The organism is Paenibacillus sp. 2003 (assembly GCF_031455635.1).
GTDB classification, from domain to species: Bacteria; Bacillota; Bacilli; order Paenibacillales; family Paenibacillaceae; genus Paenibacillus; species Paenibacillus amylolyticus_B.
Window position 1 is genome coordinate 223,320 of sequence record NZ_JAVDTB010000004.1, and the last position, 16,477, is coordinate 239,796.

Annotated in this window: 17 protein-coding genes; 9 read left to right on the forward strand and 8 right to left on the reverse strand. The window is 46.7% G+C overall.

Features of this window, described 5'->3' with window-relative positions:
* Positions 1–36: 36 nt before the first annotated feature.
* A complete protein-coding gene (locus J2X75_RS18835; protein ID WP_310338967.1) occupies positions 37–696 on the reverse strand; it encodes a TetR/AcrR family transcriptional regulator in 660 nt (219 codons plus the stop codon).
* A 245-nt stretch (positions 697–941) separates the two neighbouring features.
* Here J2X75_RS18835 and J2X75_RS18840 point away from each other — a divergent pair, with 245 nt between their 5' ends.
* Positions 942–1,757 carry an SDR family NAD(P)-dependent oxidoreductase gene (locus J2X75_RS18840; protein WP_310338969.1) on the forward strand — a complete coding sequence of 272 codons (816 nt, stop codon included), beginning with the start codon at positions 942–944 and terminating at the stop codon, positions 1,755–1,757.
* 22 nt (positions 1,758–1,779) lie between these two features.
* On the opposite strand, the gene J2X75_RS18845 is transcribed toward J2X75_RS18840, so the two are convergent.
* Both J2X75_RS18845 and J2X75_RS18850 read right to left on the reverse strand, forming a co-directional pair.
* Positions 1,780–3,087, reverse strand: coding sequence for a VWA domain-containing protein (locus J2X75_RS18845; protein WP_310338971.1), 1,308 nt, complete (start codon positions 3,085–3,087; stop codon positions 1,780–1,782).
* Between the two features lie 104 nt (positions 3,088–3,191).
* Positions 3,192–3,656, reverse strand: a complete 465-nt coding sequence (locus J2X75_RS18850) for a DUF4385 domain-containing protein (RefSeq protein ID WP_047840920.1) — start codon at positions 3,654–3,656, stop codon at positions 3,192–3,194.
* A gap of 96 nt (positions 3,657–3,752) precedes the next feature.
* Here J2X75_RS18850 and J2X75_RS18855 point away from each other — a divergent pair, with 96 nt between their 5' ends.
* From J2X75_RS18855 to J2X75_RS18870, 4 genes are all read left to right on the forward strand, one after another.
* The gene (locus tag J2X75_RS18855; RefSeq protein ID WP_310338975.1) at positions 3,753–4,220 is read left to right on the forward strand and encodes a YfbM family protein; all 468 of its coding nucleotides are present in this window, start codon (positions 3,753–3,755) and stop codon (positions 4,218–4,220) included.
* A 136-nt stretch (positions 4,221–4,356) separates the two neighbouring features.
* Positions 4,357–4,485, forward strand: a complete 129-nt coding sequence (locus tag J2X75_RS18860; protein ID WP_017691584.1) for a hypothetical protein — start codon at positions 4,357–4,359, stop codon at positions 4,483–4,485.
* 208 nt (positions 4,486–4,693) lie between these two features.
* Positions 4,694–6,202, forward strand: coding sequence for a copper amine oxidase N-terminal domain-containing protein (locus J2X75_RS18865; RefSeq protein ID WP_310338979.1), 1,509 nt, complete (start codon positions 4,694–4,696; stop codon positions 6,200–6,202).
* A gap of 224 nt (positions 6,203–6,426) precedes the next feature.
* Positions 6,427–7,212, forward strand: a complete 786-nt coding sequence (locus tag J2X75_RS18870; RefSeq protein ID WP_076251972.1) for a glucose 1-dehydrogenase — start codon at positions 6,427–6,429, stop codon at positions 7,210–7,212.
* Positions 7,213–7,330: 118 nt separating this feature from the next.
* Here the strand turns inward: J2X75_RS18870 and J2X75_RS18875 are convergent, their stop codons facing one another.
* From J2X75_RS18875 to pdxR, 3 genes are read right to left on the reverse strand one after another with little or no spacing between them, the layout of a single operon-like run.
* Entirely contained in the window at positions 7,331–7,789 is a 459-nt protein-coding gene (locus J2X75_RS18875) for a GNAT family N-acetyltransferase (protein ID WP_017691587.1), read from the reverse strand.
* Positions 7,786–8,706: a D-alanine--D-alanine ligase gene (locus J2X75_RS18880; RefSeq protein ID WP_310338983.1), complete on the reverse strand. Its 921-nt coding sequence runs from the start codon at positions 8,704–8,706 to the stop codon at positions 7,786–7,788. Before J2X75_RS18880 ends, J2X75_RS18875 begins: the two co-directional genes overlap by 4 nt.
* Before the next feature lie 12 nt (positions 8,707–8,718).
* Positions 8,719–10,170: a MocR-like pyridoxine biosynthesis transcription factor PdxR gene (gene pdxR, locus J2X75_RS18885; RefSeq protein WP_310338986.1), complete on the reverse strand. Its 1,452-nt coding sequence runs from the start codon at positions 10,168–10,170 to the stop codon at positions 8,719–8,721.
* A 673-nt stretch (positions 10,171–10,843) separates the two neighbouring features.
* Here pdxR and J2X75_RS18890 point away from each other — a divergent pair.
* Positions 10,844–11,200 (forward strand): nucleotide excision repair endonuclease, encoded by a 357-nt coding sequence (locus J2X75_RS18890; protein WP_076213814.1) that lies wholly within the window; start codon positions 10,844–10,846, stop codon positions 11,198–11,200.
* A 208-nt stretch (positions 11,201–11,408) separates the two neighbouring features.
* Positions 11,409–12,155: a Bax inhibitor-1/YccA family protein gene (locus J2X75_RS18895; RefSeq protein ID WP_310339472.1), complete on the forward strand. Its 747-nt coding sequence runs from the start codon at positions 11,409–11,411 to the stop codon at positions 12,153–12,155.
* 169 nt (positions 12,156–12,324) lie between these two features.
* On the opposite strand, the gene J2X75_RS18900 is transcribed toward J2X75_RS18895, so the two are convergent.
* Entirely contained in the window at positions 12,325–13,011 is a 687-nt protein-coding gene (locus J2X75_RS18900) for a 4'-phosphopantetheinyl transferase family protein (protein WP_310338991.1), read from the reverse strand.
* A gap of 160 nt (positions 13,012–13,171) precedes the next feature.
* Entirely contained in the window at positions 13,172–14,041 is an 870-nt protein-coding gene (locus tag J2X75_RS18905; protein WP_397383995.1) for an arylamine N-acetyltransferase family protein, read from the reverse strand.
* A gap of 290 nt (positions 14,042–14,331) precedes the next feature.
* On the opposite strand from J2X75_RS18905, the gene greA reads away from it, so the two are divergent.
* Positions 14,332–14,808, forward strand: a complete 477-nt coding sequence (gene greA / locus J2X75_RS18910; RefSeq protein WP_047840913.1) for a transcription elongation factor GreA — start codon at positions 14,332–14,334, stop codon at positions 14,806–14,808.
* 283 nt (positions 14,809–15,091) lie between these two features.
* Positions 15,092–16,447 (forward strand): sodium-dependent transporter, encoded by a 1,356-nt coding sequence (locus J2X75_RS18915; RefSeq protein ID WP_310338997.1) that lies wholly within the window; start codon positions 15,092–15,094, stop codon positions 16,445–16,447.
* Positions 16,448–16,477: the final 30 nt, after the last annotated feature.

Below are 16,477 nucleotides of genomic sequence, written 5' to 3' on the forward strand. Positions count from 1 at the left end.
CTTCTAAAAGTATCTAAAACAGCACAGATGTAATGCTTATCCATTCGCAGATGTACTCACAAGGGAGTGTATAACCATGGACAACGTATGATCATAGAGGGTTTTGGCATCTTCTTCGCTCTCAATATGGCCTCCCAGGTACAGATGAATAACACCGTGTAAGGGGGCCCAGATCATTCGTACCGCAAGCAGGGGATCTTGCACCTGAAGCATTCCCTGTTCAATCGCTATCTCCACCAAAGCAGACACTTGCTTCAGTGCAGTCGCTGTTCCCTGCAAAGTCTCTCCATCTGGTTTGAACTCGGAAAAAGATCCTCCAAACATCAGCTGATAGAAGCTGGATTGAGAAATGCCGAAGTCCCAGTAGACGTAGGCCAGATCACGGAAATATTGTTCGAACGATGCCTGCCGGGGTATAGTTTCAAAACGCTGGGCCATGAGGGAGCATCCCTCTAGATATAGATGTTTGGCTAACCCTTCTTTTTTGCCAAAAAGGTTATATATGATTTTGGTGGAGCACTCCATGCGTTCAGCTACACGGCGTACCGTGACGGCTTCTGGTCCATGCTCTTGCAGTAAAGCGGCAGCAGCATGCACAATATTTTGCCGCAGATTATCCGAGTGCTGGAGTCTGGCTTCCTGAAAGGTTGTTACCGTATGTGCAGATTCTGTGGAACCCGAATTAAGATCCTTCATTGATTTCATCCTCGTAACCGTATTGTTGTTGAACAGAAACTACGTTTCCTTTTATGGTCATTCTACTGTTTTACGCCGGATGACGTCAATTTAATCCGAATTTAATAAGTAAGAACCCGTTCTAGATTCAAATTTAACAAATGTATTTGACAGCATCATGAATTTTGGTTACGATGATTCTATTCAGAAACAGTGTTTCCAAGTGAAAACAAGTGTTCAAATTATGCATAGAGGATGGATGAGAGATGATAAAGGAACAGCGTCAATGGGTACTTATTACAGGTGCTTCTTCAGGTATTGGGAAAGTTTTTGCACTCGAAATGGCTTCCAAGGGTAAAAATATTGTGCTGGTGGCCAGAACAGAATCCAAACTGAATCAATTGGCAGAACGTATAGAACGTGCATATCAAGTAAGGGCTGAGGTAATCGTATCGGATTTGTCTCAAGTCGATGCACCTCAGAGGGTATATGAGGAATGTCAGAATCGGGGAATACACATCGATATGCTGATCAACAATGCGGGATTTGCTACTCATGGATTATTTGAACAGGTAGATGGTTCCCGGCAGCAGGAGGAAATTATGTTGAACGTACTCGCCTTGACAAACATGACACATCTTTTCTTGCCAGGCATGTTACAGAAGCGTAATGGTGCTGTCATTAATGTCTCTTCGACGGCTGCCTTTCAACCTGATCCGTATATGGCTGTGTATGGAGCAACGAAGGCATTTGTACTTTCTTTTACAGAGGCATTATACGAAGAAAACAGGAAGCGTGGCGTTCAGTTTTTGGCACTATGCCCAGGCTCAACCGAGACTTCGTTCTTTGATGTGGTGGGCGCTGATGAAGCCTCGGTGGGTAAACGTGATACACCTGAGCATGTCGTGGCGGTGGCCATGAGAGCACTCGAGTCAGGCAAACCTTATGCTGTGCCGGGGGCTGGTAATTACTGGACAGCGCAGTTCACCCGCCTCGTGCCACGCAAGTTGATGTTGCGAATTGTAGGAAGTATGCTCCGTCCACGTTCCAAGGATGGTAAAGCAGAAAAAATACAAGCCTGATTAGTGGTATAGGGTAAAAGCTTTAGGCCAAAATGCCTTTAGCCCGAGCTTCCTTTATCCAGCTTGGAAATTCAGTGAGCAGACGATCGTACAATTCTTCATCGCTGATCTTGGAGATGTCGTCGAGAGCAAAAAAGTCAGCATTATCGATGAAACGTCCAGTCATATCATCGAGTTTCTCAAGGATACCGTAATTGGCTTGTCCTAGGCCAACGAATTGCCAGAACAGATTTTTGGTTGAGCTTTCGGTAATAAGCCGCATGATTTTCCCTTTTTGACTGACCCCGCCATCGCTAAAAAAGATAATATACGTTGGAATCTTCACATCGGGTTCCTCGATCGTATATTTGCGAATGACATCCTGCATCACAGGAGGTTCGTTATTGGTACCGCCTTTGCTTCCCAGCGTATATGTGCGTTCAATATAATTCTCGAAATCCCTGGCGGTGACGCTAGGTGCACGCAAGAAGTCTTTGGCGAAGAACCAGACGTCCAACTCTCCGTTATCATCAAACGCTGATGCAATCGCCAGAATACGCTCGAAGGCTTCTTGCACAATGCCTTTGCGATACAGATGGTACATGGAGCCTGATGCATCAAATACAACGGCAACACGTGCCTGTATAGGTTCGATCTTTTTCTTTTGCAGAGACAGGGTTACTTTACGCTTGAGGAGATCGATCTTGGTCAGGTTCAGCGGCACATGATTCGTGTTTGGTGCAGCAACAGGTACCAAGACTTCTGAAGAGGCCGCTGCTACTTCAGCTTGTGCGGTGAGAAGAACCTGTTCGGCTTCCGAGGTGTCGTTACTCTCAATTTCAACACCGAATGACTCTGCCAGCGGCTGCAATCCACCAAAGAAACCTCGTCCAATCGCACGAACTTTGAACCCGTCACGATACTTATAGATTTCAATGAGAATAAGAGCTGTTTCCGCAGTGACCTGCGTGATCTCATAGGTGATCTGCTGGGAACCGGCTTGTACAATCGCCTGACATGCTTGAACATCGGCGAAAGTGCCTCCCGCATCCAGAGTAGCCGTAAACACACATTTTTCCACAGGGGCCTGCCGTAATTGATTCGTATCCAGTACAAAAGAGGATTTCAGTTCCTCCGCCTGTTGCAGAAGCACACTTTGATGGGGATCGGCCTTCTGATTATAAAATACAAAATAGTCGTCAGATGGGACCTTTCCCTCTTCGTTCACCATAAAGCAGCTAACATCCAAGGGAGAAGGAGATGATGTACATTGAATGGTTACCTGAAGTTGGGTGGATTCGTTGATACTGATATTCTGGCCTGTGTTTAAATGGATGAACGAATCTGTCATAATCGGATGCGCCTCTCTTCTCCAATATAATGGTTGAAAATGTACAGTAACAAAATCGATTCTGAGACAAATGTTTCCATAAGTCAATCTTTTCACCGTTGATCCTACGCCTCATCAGACTCGTACTTTTCCCGATGCTCCTTCTTCATCTTCACATAGTCTGGATCCGTCTTGGCAATCTCCCATTGCGCTTTGAATATTGCCGCGGCTTCGGCCTTCACCTTATCATTCTGATAGGGCAAGATTGAGCCATCCTCCTTCGAGTATTTGCGTCCTCCTTTGTGATTTGTATACCGTCTGGCCCGTGTATAGCCCATCTGGAGAAATTTACGAGCCATATCCATACCCACGAAATCTCCCTTTTTCTTATACTCCAAAAATAGCTCATAGATCTTCTCCGATGACTCTGTCGCAATCTCGGGTGTTTTGAATCGCCAGTGTGGCAGAATCTCGCCCTTGTATGGCTCAACCATGAGAACACCCTGCTCACCCCGGCCTACGGTGTACAGCTCAGGATGTTTGCGCAGATCCAACTCGTCATAATTGAGGCTGTAATCAAATTTTTTCATGTATACGCCCTCCTTGATAGGGATTACCCCGATTCTGAACCAACAAGCACGGTTAATGGGGAACAATAGAAGGAATTACACAGGAGGGGTAGCGGTATGGGAATGTCCGGCAGATATCTTGTGGTAACGAAGGAGCTAGTTGAATCCATCAAGTCAGGTGAGATCAGTGTGCATGATTGTGCAGTGGATCTGGATATTGATAAAACGTGGCAGATGATCCAATTCACGCTGAACGGTAACTTGTTAGAAGGGGAGCCTCCCCTGGGATATGTGGTGCCTCTCGCAGGTGAGCAATACGTGGGAAACTATTCGGACATGGATCTATTTTTGCTTAGTAACGAGCAGGTGATGAAAGCCTACATGGCATTGGAGCAGCTCACACCGGAAGAATTAAAGGAGCGGTATAGTCTGGACCAAATGATCGCTGAAGGTGTCTATCCAGTTATGGAAGATTGGGATGCGGAAGAGACATATCAGGAGATCGTTCAGACCGTGGATGATATCCAGGCCTTGTTTCAGGCCACGGCTGCAAGTGGGAACGGGATCATCTTTTATGTTTTCTAAGTGAGCACTAAAATTATGATGGGAATTCTATGGCCGACACTGAGGCAGGTTTGAACTGTGCCTATTCGGGTTATTGATAGACACAAGGCTCAGGCCTTGATGACATGACAATCCGGTAGAAGAGAGGGAATGCGATATGACTCAGGATCAGAACGAAGAGAACAAAGCGATTCAAGAGGACGAGCCGGATCAATTCGAGACTCCCGCAACTGCGGAAGATGAAGAAACGGATGAGAAACTCGCAGAAGATCAGGAGCAAGAATAACTCCCAGCATTGCATAATGAAGCAGGATGTTTTATTGAAACATACGATATGCTGAAATATAGATAGACCAGAGGTCGGACATGTTCCGGCCTTTTGGTTTATTTTTTTGCGTATCCGTTTACAAGAATTACCTATACCTTCATAATGGAAATGAACCATATTTTTCTAAGGAGGAGTTCATATTACGAATCGGAAGTTAGTCCAATGGATGGCAGTGCCACTAGTGCTTTTAATGGTTGTTCTTACAGGATGTCAGGCTGTGGGTGGAGTAGACGTTGGCAAAGCAATGGCCAATGGCGCGAGTATCAAGTCCGGTGAATCCAGACAATCCATGAATATAAACATAGAACCGGCTAAGGAATTTGCTACAGAAAAAGACCTTGAAATGATCGAACTCATTAATTCCATATCCCTGGATATTGATCAAGCCAAAATGAAAGATGCGAAGACAGCATCGATCAAAGGTACACTGAGCATGGAGGGAACGAAGTTACCTTTCCACATGTCTATGAATGAGTCCCAATTGGTCATTGATCTGGACGGAGCCCAGAAACCTCTGTACATATCTCTGGATACGTTCCAGGATGCACAGGCTCTTCCGATGGTAGATACGAAGGCTCTGGAGAAACAACTCGAGGAACTTTCCCCGAAACTGTTCTCTTTTGTCCTGAAGCATCTGTCCAATCCGAAGAACATCTCCGTAACACCGGTACAGGAAACCGTGAATGGCGAAGCACTTAGCCTCTCCAAGCTGCATCTGGAGGTTAGTGGTGAAGAGATGCTTGCTATGGTTAAACCGTTCCTGACGAGTATTTCGAAAGATGAGCAGGGACTGAAAGACCTGATTGGCGATCTGTATGATGTGTTCTACCCTGTACTTGAAGCTGTGAATGAGGTTGAAGGCGGGGGAGATGAAACGCTGAATTCGATCGTTCCTGAATCGAAAGATGAAGCCGTTGCGTCTCTGTATGCCATCATCAAAGTAGGACTGGACAGTATGCTGGTCAATTATGATCAGGAGCTGAACAACCTGTTGAATGAGACCCCTGAATTCAAAACGGTCTTTGGCACAGATACCAAACTGAAGATGGATTTTTATCTCGACAGCAAGCTGGATATTCGTAAGCAAAACTTTGAACTGAAAGTAGCGCTGCCTGCTTCTGAGGATCTGCCGGTGAACTCTGTAACCGTAAGTGGAGACAGTGAACAATGGAATATCGGTGGCACAGTTGCAGTTGATGAAGTGGATGTATCGGGCGGCGTTCTGGATCTGATGAAGGATGATATTACGCCTGGACAGATGCTGCGCAATTTTGATTCCAATTCACTTGCATACCAATTGCTGAAAGATGAAGCTGGGATCACGAGTAAAAGTGTAGTGCTCTTCCCGGATGATGAATACGCCGGGGCGATCACCGTTAAGAACACAACATTTGTTCCGCTTCGCTACGTGTCTGAAGAATTGGATGCTGAAGTGAAATGGACCAAAGGTTCAAACCAAATCGTTGTCATTGACGACATCACTGGTGATGAGATTGTCCTGACCGTAGGTTCCAAGAAGGCAACCGTTGCTGGTAAAGAAGTAACCATGGTGGAATCCGCCTATGTAGGCAAGGACGGCAAGACGTATGTGCCGCTGCGCTTTGTGGCTGAATCCCTTGGAGCTACTGTAGATAAGGAACAAGAAACAGGCTGGATTTACATTGACCGTCCTTAATTTCTTATGACTTAAAAATAATGAAATGCATGGGGAGTACCTCTATTAGAGGTGCTCCTCTTTTTCATGTCGTCCCAGGTCAGAGGAATGGCAGGGCAAATACGGAAGCATACTAATCTGGTTGAGATGATGGCTGTAGCTGTTCCCCGTTAGATTAGAGCAAATAAAGAAATGGGTATTTACGTATGGAGGATGTCAAAACAGCAAAGGGAGGTCTATAGATTATGACTGAACGATTTGCGGGTAAAGTGGTCCTGATTACAGGCGGTGGCTCCGGTCTTGGACGATCAGCTGCTGTGGAAGTTGCACGTGAAGGGGCTAAGCTTGCCCTGGTAGATGTGAATATGAAGGCGCTGGAAGAGACCAAGCGTGTGATCTCGGAAGAGGTACAGCATGCCGAATTTCTGCTAATTGAAGGTGACGTATCGGATGAAGAAGCTGTGAAGAAGTATGTTAGCGATACGGTCAATGAGTTCGGACGTATCGATGCATTTTTCAACAATGCAGGCATTGAAGGCAAGCAAAACCTGATCGAGAACTACGAGACGGAGATGTTCAATAAAGTCATCGATATCAATCTGAAGGGTGTATTTTTCGGATTGAAGCACGTTCTACCTGTAATGAAGAAACAGGGCGAAGGCTACATCGTGAATGCGTCCTCTGTTGGTGGGATTCGCGCCGTGCCAAACCTGGTTGCCTACGGAGCGAGCAAACATGCCGTAGCCGGCATGACCAAAGATGCAGCGATTGAATACGCCGAGCACGGGATCAGTGTTAATGCAATTGCACCTGGAGCCATTCTGACAGATATGGTCATCGGTTCGTTCAAACAGATCAATCCGAATGACTGGGAGTCAGCATCCAAAGAGTTCGTGAAGGACAACCCGGCGAAGCGCTTGGGTGAACCGAAGGAAGTAGGGCGTCTCGTCGCCTTCCTGCTGTCAGGTGAAGCACCATTTATCAATGGAGCTATTATTCCAATCGATGGTGCGCAGTCAGCCAAATATTGATCCCATAATCAAAGCATATATCGATGCGACATAGATATAACGAAGAACGCCCTATTCCGCCAATGTGCGGAGTGGAGCGTTCTTTTTCATGTAATCCAGATAACATATCATCCGCAGGTTAAGTGTGCTGTAGAATCTGCGGCTTTTTGCTAAACCCGGTACTCCCGGCTGTAAAGCCCATCTGGCGATAGAATTCATGTGCAGCTTCACGTTCCGGGCGATTGCCACTGTTCAGAGACAGGGAATCCACGTTATGCGTGGCTGCCCATTGCTCAGCTTCAAGAATAAGCTGACGGCCGATGCCTGAGCCTCTGAACTGGTCGTGTACAACCAATGCCAAGATACGGCAGTGTCTTCCGTTTTTTTCATATAGATAAGACGTCTGTAATCCGATCAGTCCAACCACACGTCCGCGTGCTTCAGCAACCAGTGTAGTAAAGTTTGCGTCCGCAGAGATATGGGTATAGCGCTCTTCCATCTCGGCGTAAGTGGTGGGATAACCAAGTTGGTCCATCAGAATGACCATATCTTGCAGATCGGTAGGGGAGCTATGTCTAATCGTCACATCCAGGCTCATAATGTTGTATCCTCCTTGGGTCTTTCATTCAATGAAAGTTCAATAATGGTATCCAGCAGCTCTGCAAAAGAAATGCCTGCAGCAGCTGCACTTTTGGGCAGCAGACTGTTACGGGTAAGACCCGGCAGCGTGTTCACTTCAAGCACATACGGCATGCCTTCCCGAATCATCATATCTACGCGAGCGTAGACGCTGCATTTGAGCACCTGATAACAGGCCAAGGCCGCGGCTTCAACGCGATGGTGAAGGTCCACAGGCAATTGCACGACCTGCTCATCGGCCCCGTGGTCATCATATTTGGAAGCATAGTCAAAAAACTCCGCGTTCGAACGAATGGAGATCACCGGCAGCATCTTACCATCCAGAATGGCACAGGTAATCTCTTCACCTGCGATATACTGTTCAATCATGACTGTATCATCCCAGGCGAGGGCAGCCTCTACAGCAGTCGGTAGGGCGGAAGCTTCCTTCACCACTTGGGTACCAATGCTGGAACCACCTGAATTGGGTTTGACCACCACGGGGTACGTTAATTGTTGAACAGCAATAGAGGACAGTTCCTCCATATGGTTCACCTGCAGCCATTCCCCGGTAAGCACACCTGCATGCTGCATGAGTTGTTTGGACATGTCTTTATCCATGCATACACTGCTTGCAAGCACGCCACAGCCTGTGTAGGGAATACCCAGGGATTCCAATGTGCCTTGAACCGTACCGTCTTCGCCGTATTTGCCATGCAGGGCAAGCAGTGCCACATCGATCCCCACTGACTTGTCGATTAGATCCCGCTTGGTGTTCAGCTCAATGGGCACAACCTCATATCTACTCTTATCCAGATGGTTGATCATCTCCTGTCCGGTGAGCAGGGAAATATCCCGCTCTGAAGATGTACCGCCCATAATCACGCCAACTTTCATGTGAAATCCTCCTTATCTCATTTGAGCTGCTGTCTCGCCAATGATGCGAATGCCTTTACGTATATTCTCATCGCTGACTCTGGAGAAACCCAGACGCATCGTGTTTACACCCTGACCGGGTTCCAGATAGAAGGTATCCCCTGGTGTGAACGTCACACCTTTTACTTTACAGGCCGCCAGCAGATCACGGGTTCTGTATTGGGACGGGAACTGCACGAACAGATGCAGACCACCCGCACCGGAAATCCGGCACATTGGCAGATGCTGCTTCAGGCAACGCACAACCAATTCATATTTTCGCTTATACTCTGTGCGAGCACGCTTCAAATATTTCTCGAAATTACCGTTGCTCAGATATTGATACAATAACGATTGGTCCAGCGTGGAGGTATGGATGCTGCGTGCCCGTTTCATACTCTCCAGATAATCAATCAGCGCCGCATCCGCAATAATCCAACCTACCCGCAGACCTGGGAACAGGACTTTGGAGAAGCTGCCCAGATACACCAGTCCATTGCCTTTGCCCATGCTGGCGATCAGGGGAGATACGTGGGAACCGGAATAGCGCAATTCTTCGTTGAATCCATCCTCAATGATGGGAACCTGATACTTGTTCATCAACCGGATGATCTCTACCCGTTTCGCAGGGGACGTCACAATCCCGGTTGGATTGTGATAGGATGGCACGAGATATGCCAGATCATATGGACTTGCCTCAAGTTCATGTTCCAGTTGTTTCAAGTCCAGGCCATCTGGCTCCATATTCACACCGGTCAGGTGGAACTGGTGCAGCTTCAGATTTTTGATCGCCGTGTGGTGCGTTGGATTCTCGCAGAGCGCTTTTCCGCTTTTTTTGCGCAACGCTCCAAGCACCAGATCGAAACCTTCCGTGAATCCGTTGGTGATTAGGATGTCCTTGCCACGGAGGTCAACACCTTTGTTCTCCATATATCGTAGTAAATAGTTCATCAGCGGTCTGTATCCCTGCGCATATCCGTAATTCAGCAGTACTTCGCCTTCAAGTGACATGCGATCCAGAAAAGCCCGTTTCACGTTGTGCAGATCAAACAGCTTTTCATCCGGTGCTATGCTGGTAAAAGATATCTCACCGCGCTCTGCTCCGGAGCCATGCTTCATCAGATCGTACTGCTCTGCCTGAATTGCATACTCGCTTACCTCTGTCGTCCAGTCCAGTCTCCAGCTTGCTGCTGCCTCAGGTGTTTCGATGGAGGCACTGACGTAATTGCCCTTGCCTTTGACTGCATAGATCAGACCTTCATCTTCAAGCTCGGCATAAGCGAGCAGGACCGTGCTGCGACTAACCTTCATGAGTGTACTGAGTTCACGGGTCGAGGGCAGCTTTTGTTTGGCTTGCAGGCCGCCTTTGAGCATCAATCGCTTCATATAATCTTTGACTTGTATATATACAGGGCGGTCCTCCGTCAGTTGCAGATCGGAATACATCCCATCACTCCCTCTATTGGTATCTTGCCATATTATAAACCCAGCAGAAAGAACCACGATACCTCTGTTTCCCTGAGAGTGTGGTTGCTTGTTCGCACAAACGCAAAAAAGCCCTGGCAGTATGCCGGGGCCTGGTGGTGAAACTTGATCCATTTTCTATAGTACTGCTGCTATAATTTCTACAGTTGTATTGCATGACTAGTCTCTCTAGGATCGATAGCTATCTGACCTTCTACGTGTGTCTATTAACTTCAGTACGACTATAATTGCAGGCTTTCTAGGTGATACTTAAAATCTACAGTGAATCATGAATCTAGGTCTTTCTAGGTTTGCTTGCTGCAAGGGTCGATTAGATGATGAATCCACAATCTATAAGCTAGGGTTCTTGCTAACTGTACTCTTGTCGTGATCACGTAACAGAATTCAGCATGAAAAAGAGTTTCAATCATAGGGTACAATAGACGGAGGTAGATATAAAGACGTATGTCTCAGTGCCCAATTTCTTCCTCATACCCCTATAGTACCACTTTGAATCAGGGAAGTTAACCTTTTTTTTGAAATATTTGTCGTAATAGCGAAAATTGCGTGAATTGTACTTCATATAGAATGAAATGGTGTCCGTTTATAATATGTGATAGGATGTAAACCTATAGATAATGAGGAAGTGAGCCTATTGATTAATATTACCGTGCCAACACCGGATGTAACCATTACAAAGCAGGTTGATCCACAGCTTAGCCACATTTATGGATTTACTGATTTTCACCTGATTACCCGGGAACTAGGCGGGATTTTCATGTTTTACAATGCCGCTGGAGAGTTGTTATTTGTCGGGAAAGCGCGTAAATTAAGACCACGTATCAAAAAGCATTTTGAAGACACGGTATCACCAATTAAGAATCACCGCGAGGAAGTAACGAAGATTGAAGTATGCCTGGTTGAAGATCCGGTAGATCGTGAAATTTACGAGACGTATATCATCAACACGATGCGTGCGAAATACAATGTAGATAAAGTCTTGTACAAATAAGACGCTTAATAAGCATATGAACATGCAATGTCTGGGACATATGTCCTAATTGTTTCGCCAGTGGGTAAGGATGTAATCGAAGGATTGCATCCGATTCCTTCTGGTGCCATCCCGATCTTTTTGAGGGAGTAGCTTGTAGAATTTGAAACGTAGTAAACCCAAACTTAGTATCACAGATATACCAAATACATATGAAGAGGTGATTGTGTTGATCGGTCGTAGCGGTAACCCTACACTTAAAGACAGCACGTTTGAAAACAGAGGATATGGAGAAGATCGGTATCAGAATTACATGACGATCAACGGCACGGTGAACAAAGCGTTTATTACGCTTGTGATTCTACTGGGCAGTGCATTTGCAACCTGGATGATGTTCTTTAACGGACAACAAGTAATGCCGCTTGCTTATGGCGGATTAATCGTTGGTTTCATTCTGGCACTTGTGATTTCGTTCAAACCCGTAGCGGCACCTTATCTGGTACCGGTCTATGCTGTGGCAGAAGGGCTATTCCTGGGCGCACTCTCAGCAACCTATGAGTCACTGTATAACGGAATTACCTTGCAGGCGGCCCTGTTGACCATGGCTGTATTCATCGCCCTGCTGATGGCATACAAAACCAGATTGATCAAAGCTACGGAGAACTTCAAGCTTGGGGTCGTGGCTGCAACCGGCGGTATCATGATCATGTATCTGCTGAGCTTTGTACTTGGTTTCTTCGGCATTTCGATTCCTTATCTGCATGATAACAGCTTGATCGGCATTGGTATTTCGGTCGTTATCGTCATTGTGGCTGCCCTCAATCTGGTCCTTGATTTCGACTTCATCGAGGGTGGTGCTGAACGTGGTGCGCCCAAGTACATGGAGTGGTACGGTGCATTTGGATTGATGGTGACGCTGGTATGGCTGTACATTGAGATCATCCGTTTGCTTGGCAAATTGCGGAGCCGGGATTAGTACTATTCAATACGTCAGATAGACGTAAACGGAGTGTGAATTTAAAGCTAAAAAGCTAACGCGTGATATTCACGTCGTTAGCTTTTTTGATTAACATTAGCAGAATTTTCTTAATGGCGGCTTCTTACAAAACTCAACTGATTCCAACTCGTTGAGGCCCAGCACCACTCTATCCCAACTCTGTATGCAGATCCTCTAAGGTGATGATCTCGGGCTGGATCGGCAGCTCTCCCCCAGCCGAACATGCCGCAAGCATATGTCCATCATCCAGTCGCTGACTGTGAAAGCGATAGCCCCCGGCCTGCTCGCAATGCCAATCTTCCCGCTCATTGGGAAGGATGGCGAAGGAGTCCAGAGGTATGGACAAGCCCATACCCAATGCTTTGATATAACTTTCCTTCAGCGTCCATAGACGGTAGAAGGTCTCCAGCCGCCGATCGTCAGGCTCGGCGGCCAAGAACTGGCTCTCCTTAAGAGAGAAGAAACGCTCAGCAATCTGCATGTCAATTGGAGCTATTTTTTCCACATCCACGCCCAGTTCATCTGTACTGCCAGAGATTAGAGCAATCCAATCACCAGAATGGGAGACGTTGAATTGTACATCCGAATGGTGGCTGAGTGAAGGTTTGCCGTAGGAATTACGGGTAAAAGAAAGCTCAGCAGGTCTCAGTCCAGTTAACTTGCTCAAAGTCACACGAGTCAATATCTCACCCAGCACGGAGCGATACGCGTCAGCCTGACGCACAAAACGCGAAGCCTGGGCACGACGCTCGGCAGAAACTTGCGACAGCAATTGGTTCCAGTACGCCTCGGGCAATACTTCTGGAACTTGGAGCACACGAATAGTTATCATCATTAATCACCTGAGGACATATTCGGCGTGGATCAGTAACTTTCCTTTATATGGAACGGACCCTCAACTCTTCCTCCCAAATCATCACTATACGGATGCCCCTAACAAGAAAGCCGGTTGTCTCGGTTTTCATGTTAAGGCCTCAGGTTCTGCATCCTCCTCTTCATGCTTCCTGTACTCGTTTCCATTCCGTATGCGCAGCCTGCACTCGTTCCCACATGTCCTGGCATTCCAGTTCGCTGTAGTTCACCAATGGTTCATGGAATATTTCAGTTAATACGTTACGCCATTCGGTGTAACTCTGGATCTCCGTTTTCCGGATTCCTTCGATATCATGTGTTCGAAGCATACATCCACGTAGTTCATGACTGCGGATCTCATCTCGCTGACGAAGCAAAAATGCGTTATGCCAAGGTGATTCGGCCGCCCGACTGTAGAATTCATGTTTGGGAATGAACTCCCCCAGATCGTGGACTACCTCGGGAGCATAGTCGACTCCTTCACTTGGTCCATTCGGCTCGTACTCAAGCCGCCATCCCCCAGCAGCAACAGATGATTGCATCAATTGGTAGGTGAATGGAGCTGAACCATAGGTTCCATAACGAAGTGGCAGAGGTTCAAAGGGCATTCCGCCGAGACCTACATCTACAATCCAGCGTTCAACTGTCGGGTCAGCATCCGGCAGAAGCACAGACAGACCGAGATGGAATGAGTTCACACGGGGTTGTTCCCCATGAGGCTGTACTCCACCGCGATGCCAATCAACCGTATAACCCAGCGAGCGGAGAAGAACACTAAATGCACCATTTAGATGAAAGCAGTAGCCGCTGCGGCCTTGTAATATAAGTTGAATCGATTCTTGAAGACTGATTCCCGCAGGACGACCTGCAAAAATATCGACCGTTTGCCAGGATAAATATTGCACATGTGCTCGCTGGAGTTCAAATAAGAATTCCAGTGTAGGTTCCTTTATATCATCTATGCCGATCCGTTTCAGATAGGCCTGTATTTCAGCTGTATTCAATAGTTCAATCATTCAGATCACCTCACGTCATATAGTGGACTGCAAGCGATGGTTATAAAACTTCTGCTGCCCTGAGTTCATTGTAAAAGTCAACGGGTGAAAACAACATGATCAATTGAGTCGATTGTAACGGTACAATTCATAGGATAACTTTAAAATCATCTCAAGAGATGGACATGGTTCTGATGTCATTGAAATACAATATATGGATGAGCTATTTCTTTTTCCGGGGTATGCTAACCCTTTGGAGTGGATATAGGTTAGAATATAGATAGATAGCAGGATTAGGAGATGGAAAAATGGCTAATGATGAAGTGATTTTGACACAGGAAGGCTTGGAAAAGCTGGAGGACGAACTGAAGGATTTGAAGACGGTGAAGCGTAAGGAATTGGCAGCTCGTCTGAAACTCGCGATCAGTTACGGTGACCTGAAGGAAAATAGTGAGTATCATTCAGCCAAAGATGATCAGGCCTTTATGGAGACCCGAATTTTGATCTTGGAGAAGATGCTGACAAAAGCAAGAGTCATTTCTTCAGACAATATAGACTCCAACAAAGTGAGCATTGGATCGACGGTGTTGCTTAATGACATTGAGTTCGCCGAGAAGATTGAATATAAAGTGGTTGGCCCTGCCGAGGCGGATGTTGCGAATAATAAAATTTCGTACGAGAGCCCGCTGGGCAAAGAGATAATGGGCAAAGAAGTGGGCAGCGTCATTCATGTCAATGCTCCGATGGGCGTTATCAAGTACGAGTTACTTCAAATTAAAGTGTAATTCAAAAAGAGAGGTGCTCCGCAGTCATCCAAGTGGCTGAGGGGACACCTCTTTTTGATTCGATTGGGCTTTGAACGGTTGGGAATATGGATTTTTTGAAACTTCATACGGTTGGACTAACGCACTTTATCACATACTGTGTTTAAGGAACTTATGAGATGAAGATTTACGTGTATTTTATATGTAAAAAAATAACATTTCGACAAATTTCGAATTTCGAATGACCTGACAAGGTGAGTAGTATATAATTACGGGAAAACTTTAAAGTGATGGAGTAGATACGATGAATTTTAGTAAGCCTAATCTAGATCAAGACAACGCTGGCAAAGGAGAACGTTTCTCCCAAGCTGGATTTATCCTGGCGGCCATTGGTAGTTCGGTTGGTCTGGGCAACATGTGGAAATTCCCGTACATTACGGGTGAGAACGGAGGGGCTGCGTTTTTCCTGCTCTTTATCGTCTGTTTGCTGCTCATCGGTTTGCCAGTACTCCTGGCTGAACTTGCGATTGGTCGCAGTGGCCGAGGTAGTGCAGCTACTGCTTTTATTAAAGCAGGTGGTAATAAGGGATGGCTCGCGGCCGGGTTGCTGCAAGTATTAACGCCATTTATCATCCTGTCCTTTTATGTCATTATTGCGGGCTGGACATTGCATTATGCGATTACGTCTTTCAGCGGCACGTTGTTTGACAATCCGGATTATGCCGGACAATTCGGCTCCTTTGTAGGCGGGTATATGCCGATCGTGTGGCAACTGGTTTCGGTTCTGATTACAGGCTGGATTGTTGCCAAAGGGGTATCTAACGGAATCGAGAAGTTCAACAAGGTACTGATTCCAGCGATGTTGGTACTGCTCATTATCCTGATGATTCGTGCAGTTACATTGCCGGGTGCAGGAGCTGGGGTTTCCTTTTTCCTGAATCCGGACTTCTCACAGCTTACAACGGAATCCGCACTGGTAGCGCTTGGACATGCCTTCTTCTCCCTGTCACTCGGGATGGGTATTCTTGTAACCTACGGTTCGTATGTGGATAAAAACCAATCCCTCGGTGCGGCAACCGTCGCCGTTGGTGCAGGTGACCTGATCTATGCATTCATTGCAGGTCTGATCATCTTCCCAACAACATTTTCGTTTGGTATTGCACCGGACCAAGGACCTTCACTGATCTTTGTGGCACTTCCGGCGGCTTTCTCGGCGATGCCACTAGGCTTCTTGTTTGGTGGACTGTTCTTCATCCTGTTAGCTATTGCGGCATTGACTTCAGCAGTATCCTTGCTGGAAGTTCCGGTGAAATATTTCATGGAACGTTTGTCCTGGAGCCGCAGTCGTGCGGTATGGGTTATTTCACTAGCGGTCTTTATCGTGGGGCTCCCTTCGGTATTGTCGCTCGGCTTGCTGCCTGAATGGACGATTGGATCGAAGAGTGTGTTCGACTGGATGGACTTTGTAGCATCCAATATCCTGCTGCCTGTCGGTGGACTGCTTGTGACGATTTTTGCCGGATACTTCTGGAAAACGGCTGCGGAAGCTTCCGGCCTGCGTTCCGGATGGTTCCGGGTGTGGCTGTTCATGCTGCGTTATGTAGCTCCGATCCTGGTTCTGCTGGTTCTACTGCACACATCCGGTATCATTCACTTCTAATGGTGAAGGCCCGATAGGGTTAAATATGGT